General features: G+C 63.6%; 14 protein-coding genes. 8 read left to right on the top strand and 6 right to left on the bottom strand.

All coding sequences use genetic code 11. From position 1 onward, the window contains the following. Nucleotides 1–99 precede the first annotated feature (99 nt). On the bottom strand, nucleotides 100–1,728 hold the full coding sequence (locus P6U23_RS31310; protein WP_407176225.1) for a fatty-acid--CoA ligase: 1,629 nt from the start codon (nucleotides 1,726–1,728) through the stop codon (nucleotides 100–102). Between the two features lie 93 nt (nucleotides 1,729–1,821). Between P6U23_RS31310 and P6U23_RS31305 the strand changes: the two genes are divergently transcribed. Further along, the gene (locus P6U23_RS31305; protein ID WP_407176224.1) at nucleotides 1,822–2,895 is read left to right on the top strand and encodes an extensin family protein; all 1,074 of its coding nucleotides are present in this window, start codon (nucleotides 1,822–1,824) and stop codon (nucleotides 2,893–2,895) included. A 199-nt stretch (nucleotides 2,896–3,094) separates the two neighbouring features. Here P6U23_RS31305 and P6U23_RS31300 read toward each other — a convergent pair whose 3' ends face one another. Continuing rightward, nucleotides 3,095–3,781 (bottom strand): L,D-transpeptidase, encoded by a 687-nt coding sequence (locus tag P6U23_RS31300; protein WP_407176223.1) that lies wholly within the window; start codon nucleotides 3,779–3,781, stop codon nucleotides 3,095–3,097. Nucleotides 3,782–4,150: 369 nt separating this feature from the next. Between P6U23_RS31300 and P6U23_RS31295 the strand changes: the two genes are divergently transcribed. The 4 genes from P6U23_RS31295 to P6U23_RS31280 all read left to right on the top strand — a co-directional run bounded on the left by P6U23_RS31295 (nucleotide 4,151) and on the right by P6U23_RS31280 (nucleotide 8,168). Next, complete coding sequence (locus P6U23_RS31295) at nucleotides 4,151–5,128, top strand: magnesium transporter CorA family protein (RefSeq protein ID WP_407176222.1); 978 nt, start codon at nucleotides 4,151–4,153, stop codon at nucleotides 5,126–5,128. A gap of 249 nt (nucleotides 5,129–5,377) precedes the next feature. After that, nucleotides 5,378–5,608: a hypothetical protein gene (locus tag P6U23_RS31290; RefSeq protein ID WP_407176221.1), complete on the top strand. Its 231-nt coding sequence runs from the start codon at nucleotides 5,378–5,380 to the stop codon at nucleotides 5,606–5,608. 324 nt (nucleotides 5,609–5,932) lie between these two features. After that, the gene (locus P6U23_RS31285) at nucleotides 5,933–7,618 is read left to right on the top strand and encodes a methyl-accepting chemotaxis protein (RefSeq protein WP_407176220.1); all 1,686 of its coding nucleotides are present in this window, start codon (nucleotides 5,933–5,935) and stop codon (nucleotides 7,616–7,618) included. Nucleotides 7,619–7,826: 208 nt separating this feature from the next. Further along, entirely contained in the window at nucleotides 7,827–8,168 is a 342-nt protein-coding gene (locus P6U23_RS31280) for a hypothetical protein (protein ID WP_407176219.1), read from the top strand. A 207-nt stretch (nucleotides 8,169–8,375) separates the two neighbouring features. On the opposite strand, the gene P6U23_RS31275 is transcribed toward P6U23_RS31280, so the two are convergent. Both P6U23_RS31275 and P6U23_RS31270 read right to left on the bottom strand, forming a co-directional pair. Beyond that, complete coding sequence (locus tag P6U23_RS31275) at nucleotides 8,376–8,699, bottom strand: carboxymuconolactone decarboxylase family protein (protein ID WP_407176218.1); 324 nt, start codon at nucleotides 8,697–8,699, stop codon at nucleotides 8,376–8,378. Between the two features lie 27 nt (nucleotides 8,700–8,726). Next, nucleotides 8,727–9,275, bottom strand: coding sequence for a hypothetical protein (locus P6U23_RS31270; RefSeq protein ID WP_407176217.1), 549 nt, complete (start codon nucleotides 9,273–9,275; stop codon nucleotides 8,727–8,729). A gap of 111 nt (nucleotides 9,276–9,386) precedes the next feature. Here P6U23_RS31270 and P6U23_RS31265 point away from each other — a divergent pair, with 111 nt between their 5' ends. Further along, complete coding sequence (locus P6U23_RS31265; RefSeq protein ID WP_407176216.1) at nucleotides 9,387–10,328, top strand: LysR substrate-binding domain-containing protein; 942 nt, start codon at nucleotides 9,387–9,389, stop codon at nucleotides 10,326–10,328. A 137-nt stretch (nucleotides 10,329–10,465) separates the two neighbouring features. Here P6U23_RS31265 and P6U23_RS31260 read toward each other — a convergent pair whose 3' ends face one another. Then, the gene (locus P6U23_RS31260) at nucleotides 10,466–11,218 is read right to left on the bottom strand and encodes an SDR family NAD(P)-dependent oxidoreductase (RefSeq protein WP_024510368.1); all 753 of its coding nucleotides are present in this window, start codon (nucleotides 11,216–11,218) and stop codon (nucleotides 10,466–10,468) included. Between the two features lie 192 nt (nucleotides 11,219–11,410). After that, nucleotides 11,411–12,052 (bottom strand): pyridoxamine 5'-phosphate oxidase, encoded by a 642-nt coding sequence (pdxH, locus tag P6U23_RS31255; RefSeq protein WP_407176215.1) that lies wholly within the window; start codon nucleotides 12,050–12,052, stop codon nucleotides 11,411–11,413. A 160-nt stretch (nucleotides 12,053–12,212) separates the two neighbouring features. Between pdxH and P6U23_RS31250 the strand changes: the two genes are divergently transcribed. After that, nucleotides 12,213–12,581 (top strand): RT0821/Lpp0805 family surface protein, encoded by a 369-nt coding sequence (locus tag P6U23_RS31250; RefSeq protein ID WP_407176214.1) that lies wholly within the window; start codon nucleotides 12,213–12,215, stop codon nucleotides 12,579–12,581. 174 nt (nucleotides 12,582–12,755) lie between these two features. After that, complete coding sequence (locus P6U23_RS31245) at nucleotides 12,756–13,739, top strand: DnaJ C-terminal domain-containing protein (protein ID WP_407176213.1); 984 nt, start codon at nucleotides 12,756–12,758, stop codon at nucleotides 13,737–13,739. Nucleotides 13,740–13,888: the final 149 nt, after the last annotated feature.

The following is a 13,888-nucleotide window of genomic DNA, read 5'->3' as shown; positions in this document are numbered from 1 at the left end:
GGTCGAGACGACGACCGCCGAGTGGGTGGACCCAGCCCGCAATGACACGGCCTCCGCCCGCGAGGGGCGGAGGCCGCTTCATGCCGGATGTTTCGGGCGTCAGGCGGCGGCGTTCGGGAAGCTGTAGTTCCTGAACTGCTCGCGCAGCGCGGTCTTGAGGATCTTGCCGGTGGCGGTGTGGGGAATGCCGTCCACGAAGGCGACATCGTCAGGCATCCACCATTTGGCGATCTTGCCTTCCATGAACTTTAAGATGTCCTCGCGCGTCGCCTTCTGACCCTGCTTCAACTGCACGATCAGAAGCGGCCGTTCGTCCCATTTGGGATGATGAACGCCGATCACAGCGGCTTCCGCCACCGCCGGATGGGCGACCGCGAGATTCTCCAGGTCAATAGAGGAAATCCACTCGCCGCCGGACTTGATCACGTCCTTGGAACGGTCGGTGATGCGCATGTAGCCGTGCGCGTCGATGGTCGCGACGTCGCCGGTATCGAAATAGCCCTCCTCGTCGAGGATGTTGGTGTCGACGTGATAGTAGGCCTTCGAAACCGCCGGGCCGCTCACCTTCAGCCGGCCGAAGGTCTTGCCATCCCAGGGCAATTTTTTGCCGCTATCGTCGGTGATCTTCATCTGCACACCGAACGGCGGATAGCCCTGCAACTGCAGGACGTCGAGACGCTCCTCGCCGGTGGTTTTCGCAAACGGCGGCTTCAGCGTGGCCAGCGTGCCGAGCGGGCTCATCTCGGTCATGCCCCAGGCATGGCGCACCTGCACCCCCATATCGACGAAGGCCTTGATCATCGAGCGCGGCATCGCCGAGCCGCCGCAGACCACCATCTTCAGATGCGGCAGCTTGAGGTTGTTGCTGCTCATGTAGTTGAGCAACATCAGCCAGACGGTCGGCACGCCCGCGGTGTGGCTGACTTGCTCCGTATCCAGGAGCTCGAAGACCGAGGCGCCGTCGAGCTTCGGGCCCGGCATCACCAGCTTGGTGCCCATCGAGGGCGCGGAAAAGGCGATGCCCCAGCTATTGGCATGGAACAAAGGTACGACGGGAAGCATGGTGTCGGAGGCGGACGTGCCGAGCGCGTCCTTGGAGTTGGCCATCAGCGCATGCAACACGTTGGACCGGTGCGAATACAGAACGCCCTTGGGATCGCCCGTCGTGCCCGAGGTGTAGCACATGGCGGCGGCGGTGTTCTCGTCGAAGCTCTTCCAGGCGAAATCGCCGTCGCAACTGCCGATCCAGTCCTCGTAAGCAATCGCGTTCTTCAGCGATGTCTCCGGCATATGCGCCTTGTCGGTGAGCACCACATAGCGCTCGACGCTCGCCATCTTGTCGTCGATCTTCTCCAGCATCGGCACGAAGGTGAGATCGGTCAGCACGATGCGGTCTTGCGCGTGATTGATGATCCAGGCGATCTGGTCGGGAAACAGGCGCGGATTGACGGTATGGCAGATCGCGCCCATGCCCATGATGCCGTACCAGCATTCGAGATGCCGCCAGGTGTTCCAGGCAATTGTGGCGATGCGGTCGCCGAACCTGATGCCGTCGCGCGTGAGCGCCTGCGAGACCTTCAGCGCACGATCGTGGATCTCTTTGTAATTGGTGCGGTGGATAGGCCCTTCGACCGATCGTGTGACGACCTCTTGAGTGCCGTGAATGGTCGCCGCGTGTTCGATAATGCGGTGGCACAGCAAGGGCCAGTCTTGCATCAAACCAAGCATTCGGACGTTCCTCCAGTGTTTCCCCTCTTGCCAAGGACTGCCACGAAACTTAGCGCGGGCCAAGAGGTGCGCAAATGGCGAAGGCGCGGCATAATGGTTACCGCTGTAGCCGCACTGGCGTTAATCGGCAGCTTGGCCCAGCCGGCGCCAGCGTCTGCACGCAAGTTGTCCCATGCGTTCTGGGGCGATCTGTTTGGAGGCCCGCCCAAGCCGCGCCGCATCGCCCATGCGGTGAAGGTGCCGCTGCCAAAGCCACGTCCGCCCGAGGCGCCGAAGGCCGAAGCGGCAACCGAGGCCAGGGGCGAGCCCGAAATACCACCGGCGATCCAGCCGCCAGCCCCGCCGCCGGCGGCTTCGTCTGAACACAAGCCGTCCGAGCAGGCGACAGCGCCGGCTGCTCCCGAACCCTCGGCGTGCCGGCAGGCACTGACCGAGGACGTTGCGATTGCGCCGTCGCTTCCCCCGATCCATGACCCGGGCGGCTGCGGTGGTGAGGATCTGGTGCGGCTGGAGGCAATCGTGCTGCCGGACAAGCACCGCGTGGCGGTGTCGCCCGCGGCGACGCTGCGCTGCCCGATGGCCACGGCGATCGCCGACTGGGTCCGCACCGACATCGCGCCGCTTGCGCAAGAGCTCGGCAGCCGTCTTGCCGGGCTCGACAATTTCGAGTCCTACGAGTGCCGTAACTTCAACGGCGTGAAGGGCGCGCATTTGTCCGAGCATGGGCATGCCAACGCGCTCGACGTGCACGGCTTCAAGCTCGCCGACGGCCGCGAGATCGTGCTGACCGACCGCGACGAGCCGCGGTCGTTGCGCGAGGACATGCTGCATTCGGCCTGCACGCGCTTCACCACCGTGCTGGGGCCGGACTCCGACTTCCATCACGAGGACCACATCCATCTCGACCTGATGGAGCGCCACAACAACTACCGCATCTGCCAATGGGACGTGCTGGACCCGCTGCCGAAGGTCGCCCCGCTGATGCCGTCCGAGCGCCCCGCGGAAGCCCCGCCGCGGCAGGTCGCGACGAAGGAGGAGAGCAAGGCAGAGGCGCGGACCAAGGACGAGGCGGGAAAGCCGGAGGAGGCGAAGCCCGCGGCCGGGACGCCGAAGCCAACCGCGCAGGAGCTTCGTAGGGTGGGCAAAGCGAAGCGTGCCCACCGATAGGCATTTGAATGAATGTGGGGTGGTGGGCACGGCGCAAATGCGCCTTTGCCCACCCTACAAAGTACGAAGCCTAGAAAATAGTTTGTAACGAGGCGGCATCTTCGCCCCTTGCCGCAAGCGGGGCGAAGTGAAGGCGAGAGCCCCAATAAAAAAGCGCCGGCTGTACCGGCGCTTTTTCACCCCAAGCTTGACGCCCCCCTCACTGGAACAGCGGGAAACTGCTGCTGCCACCTTGCAATGCGAGCGTCGAATTGTACGGGGAGTCGCCCTTATGGGGCTCGAGCACCACCACGATGGTGCCGACCTTCACCCGATTATAGAGGTCGATCGCGTCCTCGTTGGTCAGGCGGATGCAGCCCGACGAGATCGAGGCGCCGATATATTCCGGTTGGTTGGTGCCGTGGATGCGGAACAGCGTGTCCTTTCCGTTGGCATAGAGATACATCGCCCGCGAGCCCATCGGGTTGTCGGGACCGGGCGCGACATATGTCGGCACGCCCAGTCGCTCGATCTCGCCCTTGGTCGGGTGCCAGGCCGGCCATTCCGTCATCGCGCCGACCTTGGCGATGCCGGACCAGGCCATCGCTTCTTCGCCCACGGTGATGCCGTAGCGGATCGCCTTGCCGCCATCGAGCACGTAATAGAGGTAGTGGTTGTCGGAATCGACCACGATCGAACCGGGCGCTTCCTTGCGGTGGTATTCCACGATCGCCCGGCGGAACGGCTCCGGCACCGGTACGTTGGTATAGCGGATCTTCGACAGAAGCTCCTTGTCGTGCGGCTTGAAATTGGCGGTGTTGGTGGCTTCGTAAGTCGTGGCCTGCATACAGCCCGACAACAACAGGCCGGCGGCCAATACGGCCAGTTTCACTTTCAGCGACGGCATGGTTCACTTCCGGATTCTGAAGGCACAAGCGTAGCTTGAACGCCAAGTTTGCGCCGCAAACGCCACGATTCAGCTAAGTCACAATACCGTCGAAGCGCGCCACAATTCCAGCATTGAGAACGATTCGCCGCGATGCGAGAGCTCGGTTGTGGCTTTTTTGCCGCAATCACGGCGGCGTGAAGCTGATTTTTGGGCAACAGCGGCCGCGTTTGCGCCGCTTTGCGGTCAGGCGACGCCGAAATCTCCACACCGGAGGCTTGTGCACAACAAGGGCCGCCATGGTTAACGCGGCCGTCACTTGGTGACTGGCATAATGCGTCCAAGTCCCGTAGGGCAGGTCACGCCGTCCCGGAGTCTCTGGAGTTCCTGATGTTTTCCGTGTTTGTCCCCTCCGAGTCCGCCCTGAAGAAGGCCACCATCACGGATTTTGCCGCGCTGCCGGACAACGCGGTGTGGATCGATCTGGTCAACCCGACCATGGCCGAGGACAAGGCGGTCGAGCGGCTCGCCGGGATCGCGGTGCCGACGCGGGAGGACATGCAGGAAATCGAGATCTCCAGCCGCCTCTATATCGAGAACGGCGCGCGCTACATGACGGCGACGTTGATGTGCCAGTCCGACACCGACATGCCGCGCACCACGGCGGTGACCTTCATCCTCGCCGGCCATCGCCTGGTCACGGTGCGCTATGACACGCCAAAGCCCTTTGCCGTCGTGGAATACAAGCTCGCGCGCTCCTGTTCGCCCGCGATCACCGGCGAGCAGGTGCTGATGGAATTGCTGGATGCCGTGATCGACCGCTGCGCCGACATTCTGGAGCGCGTCGGCGCCGACATCGACCAGGTCTCTCACGACATCTTCGAGCCCGACAGCGAGCGCCACGGCCATGCCAAGCAATATTCGCGCATCCTGATCGCGATCGGCCGCAAGGGGGACCTGACCTCCAAGGTGCGTGAAAGCCTGGTGTCGATCGGTCGCCTCGTCACCTTCCTGTCCGCGGTGGTCGAAGGCGTGAAATGGTCGAAGGACATGCGCGAGCAGCTCAAGACCATGCAGCGCGACGTCGGCTCGCTCACCGATCACGCCTCCTATCTTTCCAACAAGATTACCTTCGTGCTCGATGCCATGCTCGGCGTCGTCAACCTTGAGCAGAACAACATCATCAAGCTGTTCTCGGTGATGGCCGTGGTGTTGATGCCGCCGACGCTGATCGCCTCGATTTACGGCATGAACTTCAAGGACATGCCGGAGCTGCAATGGCACCTTGGCTACCCGCTCGCGATCGTCGCCATGGTCGCGGCCGCGGTGGTGCCGTACTACATCTTCAAATTGAAGAAGTGGCTGTAGCTCAGCTCGCCGTTTCCTCTGCCCCAATCCCACCCGTAAAATTTGAGCGGTGCGCTGAAGATTTGAGCGAAATTTGTTGGCTAGGGTCCCGCCAGCATGATCTGGAGCCGGAGGCTTGGTGAAGCGCGGTGCGAGCAGCCGGTTTTCCCTTGGCGAGCAAACGAGAACGTTTGCGCGGCGACCATGCGCGAACAGTTAAGCATAAGCGCCTGTCGCGATCGGCTGACGCGCTTGCGGCGTGAGGACCCAATGGTTGAGAAACTGAGAACACCGTCTCCGAACGTCGTTGACCTCGCGCGCTACCGCGGGTGCGCCGAAGACTGTCGCGCGCCTGCGCTCTCCCCGCGCATCTGCCGCCATTGCGGCGCGGCGCTGAGCGAGGGCGAGCGCGAGGAAGAATGCTCCGGCGCGTTCGCCGTCGATGTCGCCGACCAACGCCTGCGCTGGCAGGCCGCACAGATCTTGCGCAGCCTGAGTTGAAGAGCGCGTTGTCGTTCCGAGCGCCGGCCGAACCAATCGGCACCCATAACCGAGAGGACAGAGCGGGCGCGAACATCGGCATCGCCGATGCGACGCATGCGCGGCGTCAGTGGCGCTCAAAGCGGCGTAAGGTTGTTGTAAGCAAAGCGCCGATAGCGCATCCAGCCTGCCGCTTCGTCTCTCAGTAGATTTCCGGATTTCATCCTTAATCCTTTCTTCGCGCTGTCGGTCTAAACCGATTCAATCGTGCGCAAATGCATTTGTTTTTTGATTTTGCCAGATATCGCGCGGGCAACGGCGCTCTGGTTTTGAGGAAAATTTCCAATGTCGAAGCTTTCGATTCGCTGGAAGATGATCGCGGTCATTGCGTTCCTGCTGATCATGTCGGGCGCCATGGGCGCGATGGCGGTCCACTACATGCAGGCCATCAACGGCCACACGGTGGAGATCAGCACGAACTGGCTGCCCAGCGTGCGTGTCGTCGGTCAGCTACGCGCAGACGTATTGAGCTACCGCTCCGCCTTGCGCGATCATCTGATGGGCGAGACCGCCGAGGAGAAGGTGCAGACCGAGAAGAAATTGGCTGCGGCTCTCGAACGTGTGGCCAAGGATCGCAAATCCTACGAACCCATGATCACATCGCCCGAGGAGCGTGCGCTGTATGACGACTGGTCGCGCGCGTGGGGCGACTATTTCAATGGCGCGCAGGAGGCGATCAAGCTTTCGCGCGACAGTGTGGGCCGCACCGCCGTGGAGGCCCGTGCTGTCCTGATGAAGAATCAGGCGAACGGCGCGCGGGCCGACGAGGCTCTGCAGAAGGACATCGATCTGAACGACCGCGGCGCGGAGAACGAGACCAAGGCCGCTGCCGATGGCTACAGCACGGCAATCGAGGTGATCATCGGTATCATCGTGCTCGCTTTGCTCGGCGGCCTCACCGCGGGGTTCTACCTGATCCGCGATGTGTCGCAGGGCATCGCCTCGATCATCAAGCCGATGCAGTCGCTCGGTGCCGGCGATCTTGCCGCCGAGATCCCGCATCGCGGCGAGGTCACCGAAATGGGCGCCATGGCCGATGCGCTGCAGGTCTTCAAGGAGGCACTGATCGCGAAAAAAGCGGCTGACGAGGCCGCGGCGCGCGATGCGGAAGCCAAGATCGAGCGCGGCCGCCGCGTCGATGCCATCACCCGCAATTTCGAAACCATGATCGGCGAGATCGTGGAGACCGTGTCCTCCGCCTCGACCGAGCTCGAGGCTTCCGCCGGCACGCTCACGGCGACGGCCGGCCGTGCGCAGGAGCTCACCACGACGGTGGCGGCCGCGTCCGAGGAAGCGTCCACCAATGTGCAGTCGGTGGCCTCGGCGACGGAGGAATTGTCTTCATCGGTGACCGAGATCAGCCGCCAGGTGCAGGAATCGGCGCGCATGGCGGGCGAGGCCGTCGACCAGGCGCGGCGCACCAATGAGCGCGTCGCCGAGCTCTCCAAGGCCGCTTCGCGCATCGGCGACGTGGTCGAGCTCATCAGCACCATTGCCGGCCAGACCAACCTGCTTGCGCTCAATGCCACCATCGAGGCCGCGCGCGCCGGAGAAGCCGGCCGCGGCTTCGCGGTGGTCGCCTCCGAGGTGAAGGCGCTGGCCGAGCAGACCGCGAAGGCGACCGGCGAGATCAATCAGCAGATCGCCGGCGTGCAGGGCGCGACGCAGGAGTCGGTCGCTGCTATCCGGGAAATCGGCGAGACGATCGAACGCCTTTCCGAGATTTCTTCCGCCATTGCGGCCGCCGTGGAAGAGCAGGGCGCCGCCACCCAGGAAATCTCCCGCAATGTGCAGCAGGCCGCACACGGCACGCAGCAGGTCTCGTCCAACATCACCGACGTGCAACAGGGCGCGAACGAGACCGGCTCGGCGTCAGCACAGGTGCTCTCAGCCGCGCAGTTGTTGGCCGGCGACAGCAACCGGCTGAAGATGGAAGTGGACAAGTTTCTCGCGGCGATGCGGGCAGCGTAGAGGCCGTTGCGGTTGCGAACACGTGGATGGTCGGACAAGCCCGGCGATGGCGTTATCAATGACGCCTCTCGTTGGGCTTGCTCGTCATTGCGGTGTTGCCAATGGGCGACACTGCGCGGCTATTCGCGCGCATGGCACCTCCTCACACCGGAACCATCGTTCCAAGTCGAAGTTTGCTCGCGGGGCCGGAGGGTCAAGGAGAAAGAACTTGGAAAAGAAGATTGCCGGACTGTTGGGCGCGGTGGCTGCGCTCGGAACGATTTCGTCGGCTCAGGCGGCGCCTGCGCCGGCTCATGTCGACGTGCTGCAGGCTAATTCCTATGCCGAGCTGTTGGAGCCCATTCCGAACGCCGCCGAGGTGCTGCAGGCGATGGACGAGCAGCAGGCCGCGGGCAGCGGTGAAGCGCGCGTGCAACTCGCGCAGTACTATCGCCACCATCACCATCACCACCACTGGCGCCGCGCGCCGATCCTGGTGGTCCAGCCGCACCGTCGCTTCTATCATCATCATCATCACCATCACCACCATCATCACTATCGCCGCTATTGATGCGGTGAGACGAGCGTTTCACGGCTTCGTCGTGATAGCAGTTGTTTGACTCGTCATGCCCGGGGCTTGTCCCGGGCATCCACGTCTTACTTTTTCCCAGGCAAAACGTGGATGGCCGGATTCAGCGATCAGCCCGCGCGCCAGCAACGCGCGGCATTGTCCCCCGGCGAGCGCCTACGGGCTGTATCTCACGGCAGTGAGGCGCACTCACTCCTCCCCCAGCGTCCGCTGCGCGACGGCGGAGGCCGTGATCGCGTGCGGAAAACCGACATAGAAGGCGAGGTGCGTGATCAGCGCCGACAGCTCGTTGCGAGTGAGCCCGTTCTGCGCCGCGCGGTGAAGATGTGCCGGTAATTCCTCGAAAGCAGCGGTCGCTATCAGCGCCGCCACGGTGGCGATCGAGCGATCGCGGGGCAAGAGGGCCGGGTCGGCCCACACCTGATCGAACAGCGGGGTTTCCACGAGCTGCGAAAGCTTCGGCGTAAACGCCCGCGCGGCCTCGCGCGGGCTTGAGAAATCCGGCTCGGCCATCCGGCCTCCTTAATCTATCCTGCTGGGCTACATCTTGCTCCGCGTCAGAGCGCGCCGCTTTATGCTTTCCGCAAATAGCGGCGTCTCGCGCCGGTTATGGTCGCCGCCGTCGCGCTGCCGCGCGGTGGCCGCGTCCTCGAAACGAATATTGTGCTTCTTGATGAACTCCAAAAATTCCTTGGTCGGATGCGCGACCACGCTGTTGGTATACTCGCAAATCTTGTCGTCGATCTCAGTCACGCTCAAATCCCAGATCACCTGCACGCGGGTGCGCCCGTTGGGCGTGAACGCGTCAGAGATCGACACCATACGGCAGTGGTGCTTCTCGGCGATCTCGCCGACATAGTGCTGGACCATCAGGGTCTGGCCGATCATCTCGACATTGATCGACATTGGCTTGCCGTCATCGGTCCAGGTCGCGCCAGCAGAGATGTGATCCGGCGGGCAGCAGCGCTGATATTCGGCCTCGGGCAGGTTGAACAGCCAATCTGCAATGTCGATCTGCTCGATTGGAATGTCGATGACATGACTGAAAGCAGACGAGGACAGCGTGAGGTTGGAAACGACTTCGCTCATGGCGCGATCACCGTGTTTCGTTGAGGGCGGCTCTTGCGCGGCGATAATGCCGATGATCGCGCGTGCCTGTAGCGTGTTGCGGCGCAAAATGCTTTTGCGTATCGTGCAAAGATGCAGGACTATCGCTTCGCAGAGCATCTCGCCGCCTTTGTCGCCGCCGCGCGCGCGGGCAGTTTTTCCGCCGCGGCGCGGGCGCGGGCCTCGACGCCGTCCTCGGTGACGCGGCAGATCGATGCGCTGGAGGAGCATCTTGGAGCGGCGCTGTTCATCCGCTCCACCCGCATGGTGCGGCTGACGGAGGCGGGACGGCTGCTGCTCGACCGCGCCTCGCCCATCCTCGACGCGCTGGTGGATTTGCGAGCTGAGATCGCCTCACTCGATGGCGTGGTCTCCGGTACCTTTCGCGTCGCCTGCCAGCCGACGCTCGGCAAGCGTTGTGTGATCCCGGCTTCCGAGCGGCTGATGCGCAGCCATCCCGGCCTGCGGGTCGAGGTCGATTTCACCGAACGTCTCGCCGATCCCGTCAGCGACCGCATGGATGCGGTAATTCGGGTCGGTGCGCTCACCGACTCCTCGCTGATCGCGACAAAACTCGGCGTGCAGCGCATGCTGATGTGCGCGAGCCCGGATTATCTGAAGCAGGCCGCGCTGCCCTTTTGCAAGGCGACGCTTGCGCAGCACCGCCTCCTCGACAAGCTCCATGGCGACGATCTCCTTGGCTGGCGCGAGGCGCTGGCTGCTGAGCGGAGTGAGATCGACCGGCAAGTGGTCTTCCGCTGCGACGATTTCGAAGCCCTGCGCGACGCCGCCTGCCGCGGGCTGGGAATCGCGCGTCTGGCGTCATGGATCGTTTGGAGCGACATCGAACGCGGCCGGCTCGTGCCGATTCCTGCGCGTCTCATCAAGGGCGGCGAGCAGGGGATTTTCGCGCTGCGCTCGCTACCCAAGCCGAGCGCGACCTATCGCGCGTTTGTCGTCGCGCTGAAGCAGGAACTCGCCTCGGAGAAATGGGACCGGGCACTTCGAGCGGCGGTAGGTCGGGAAACGAAGTGAAATCGGCAGCCGCTGTCATTGTCCGCGAAAGCGGGACCATCCCGTATTCCAGAACCGTCAGTCGTCAAATCGAGACGGCGCGGCCCACCTCATACCCAGCATTCGCGTGGCATGACGAGCTCCATGGGGCCGATGGATTACACATGCTGCCCGCCGTTGATGTGGATCTCCGCGCCGTTCACGTAAGAGCTCGTCTCCGTGCACAGCACGTAGATGATCTTCGCCACCTCGTCCGGCGTGCCCAGACGGTGCATCGGGATCTGCTCCTTCACGATCTTCTCGGTCCCCGGCGAGAGAATAGAGGTGTCGATCTCGCCCGGAGCGATCGAATTGACGCGCACGCCGACGCGGCCGAAATCGGAGGCCATCTCGCGCGTCAGCGCGGCGAGCGCCGCCTTCGAGGTCGCGTAGGCCGCGCCGGCAAAGGGATGCACGCGCGAGCCTGCGATCGAGGTCACGTTCACGACGCTGCCCTTCACCTTCTTCAATTCCTCGATCAGCCCGCGCGCGAGCATGATCGGCGCGAAGAAATTCACCTGGAACACATGCGTCCAGGTGTCGAGCTCGGTATCCATGGTCCCCATCCGCGAGCCGCCGGGACCCTTGGGCGAGATCGCGGCATTGTTGACCAGCGCGTGCAACTGGCCGCCTTCGAGCCGCTTCCTGATCTCGGCCACCGCGCGCAGCGTGTCGTCGGGATTGCCGAGGTCGACCTGGATGTGATCCTCCGGCCCCGCGTCCCAAGGACATTCCTCCGGAAACGGATGCCGCGAGCAGGTGATGACGCGCCAGCCGGCGGATGAAAAGCGGATCACCGTCGCGTGGCCGATGCCGCGGCTGGCCCCGGTGAGCAGCAGCGTCCGCCGCGGCATGTTGGATGTGGTGGGCATGAACTACTCTCTCTTCTCGGTCATGCCCGGGCTCGACCCGGGCATCCACGTTGTCTTGCACCGTCATTCCGGGACGCCTCGAAAGAGGCGAACCCGGAATCTCGAGATTCCGGGTTCGGTGCTACGCACCGCCCCGGAAGGACGAACTCAATCGCGGATTGCCGGGAGTTCGTCCGGCGCTGACAGCGTCAATTAAGGATACATCCTCACCTTCGTCCACGCGCCCTCGGGCGCGTCGCGGCGGAATTCGATGCGGTCGTGCAGGCGGAACGGGCGGTCGTGCCAGAACTCGATTCGCAGCGGCGCGATGCGCCAGCCGCTCCAGCCCGGCGGCCGCGGCACCTCGCTGATCACGTACTTTGCCGCGACCTTGGCGATCGCCTGTTCGAAGGCGAAGCGGCTTTCCAAGGGTTGCGATTGTTTCGATGCCCAGGCGCCGATCTGCGCCTGCTTCGGTCGGGTTGCGAAATAGGCGTCGGCCTCCACATCGGTCACGGGCGAGACAATTCCCCGGATGCGCACCTGCCGGCGCAACGATTTCCAATGGAAGAGTAAAGCGGCCTTAGGATTTGCGGCGAGCTCGCGGCCTTTCTGGCTCGCAATGTGGCTGTAGAAGACAAAGCCGTCGGTGTCATAGCCCTTCATCAGCACCATGCGCACGTCGGGAAGCCCATCCGCATCGACGGTGGCAAGGGCCATGGCGTTGGGATCGTTGGGCTCAGACCTGGTCGCTTCCGCAAACCATTCCGCGAACAGGGCGAACGGCTCGTGGGCCTCGGTGAAATCACCGGATGTTAAGGGTGTCGGGTGTTTGATGGAGGTGGTGTCGTTCATTTGACTGGAGCCGATGTTGCGTCCGCCTGCGGGCCAAAGCCAGCCGCGATGGGGCCTCGCCCTATATAGGGCATGGGGCCGCATTGGCCTATTGGCGATGTCGGCCAAGGGCGCGGCACTTACACTGATTCTTATCGGGTTAGGCGCCGGCGGCTGCAGCATGTCGCGTTCCGGCGGGATCTTCGCGAAGTTCACCGACGACGACGTCACCGGCTCGATCCCGGCCAAGCATCTCAAGGCGAAAGAGCCGACCGAAAGTGACCTCGTTCTTGCCCGCAATGCCGCGTCCGACGTGCTGGCCAAGGGGAGCAAGGGCGCAAGCCAGCCCTGGGAAAATCCCCAAACCGGGGCACGCGGCTCGGTGACGCCGTTGGCTTCGGCCTATGCCGGCGATGACGGCAGGACCTGCCGCGATTTCCTGGCAAGCTACGTCAACGGCGACACCCAAAGCTGGCTGCAGGGCGCCGCCTGCAAGGCCGGCGACGGCCGATGGGAGATTCAGACGCTGAAACCCTGGGCGCAGGGGTGAGGTACTTGCGAGCGACCACATTTCAAGGGATCCGCTTGCGAACTCGGTTCATCTCGCCCGGAGGGAGAGGCGAACCGGGACGTTGCAAAAATGCAACGAAAACCCCAGATGAAACCCAACTGGGCTATCAGCCCTTGGGGTATAATCTGATTTTTCCTGAAGGAGACGTGACGGATGCGCGACCCCTATGAGGTCTTGGGGGTGCCGCGGAATGCAAGCGCTGCGGCCATCAAGAGCGCCTATCGCAAGCTCGCGAAGAAACACCACCCCGATTCGAACAAGAACGATCCGAAGGCAGCGGCACGTTTCGCCGAGATCAATTCCGCCAACGAGATCCTGGGCGACGAGGAAAAGCGAAAGCAGTTCGATCGCGGCGAGATCGATGCGGAAGGCAAGCCCCGCTTTACCGGTTTTCCCGGTGGCGGCGGCGCACGCGGCCGCACCGGTCCCGGCGGCTTCGAAACCTATACCTTCCGCTCGGGCGGCGGCGGGCCCGGCGGCTTTGGCGGCGGTGCGTTCGAGGACATCCTCAACAGCATGTTCGCCGGCGGTGGCGCGCGAGCCGGCCGCGCCGGCGCCGGTGCTGGCGCGGGTCCGTTCGAATTCGAGATGGGCGGGGGCGGCGTCGGGGTTGATCTCGACCTCAACGTCTCGATGACGGTGTCGCTGGAAGAGGCCGTGCGGGGCGCCGAAAAGCGCGTCCGGCTGCCGACCGGCAAGGAGCTCAATGTCAAGGTGCCGGCGGGCGTCACCGCCGGCCAGCAGATCCGCCTGAAGGGCCAGGGCGAAACCGCGCCCGGCCATCCCCCCGGCGATCTCCTGATCACCATCAACATCGCCCCGCACCCGCACTTCAAGGTCGAGGGCAGCGACCTGCGGCTCGATCTGCCGGTGACGCTCTATGAGGCGGTGCTGGGCGGCAAGGTCCGGGTGCCGACACTGACCGGCGCGGTCGAACTGTCGATCCCGAAGAACACGTCGTCCGGCCGCACCTTCCGACTGAAGGGCAAGGGTTTGCCCAAGACCGGGGGGGCGAATGGCGATCTCTTTGTGACGACCCGGATCATGCTACCGGATGGGAACGATGCCGAACTCGAGACGTTGATGCAGAAATGGAAGGACGCCCGTCCTTACAATCCGCGCAGCGACCTCACTTGACGCATCGGAAGACGATTTGAAGGAAAAATGGTGCGGCCTCGCGTGAGGGACCAGCGCGGTACCAAACCCCACTGCGAGGCCGCTTGCGTCGATCGGCGGATCGAACGCATGTTCATTTTCTGGTGAGTATCCGGTGCGATATTGAGACG

The organism is Bradyrhizobium sp. STM 3562 (assembly GCF_045571435.1).
Taxonomy (GTDB): domain Bacteria; phylum Pseudomonadota; class Alphaproteobacteria; order Rhizobiales; family Xanthobacteraceae; genus Bradyrhizobium.
This window is presented reverse-complemented; position numbering and strand designations above follow the sequence as displayed.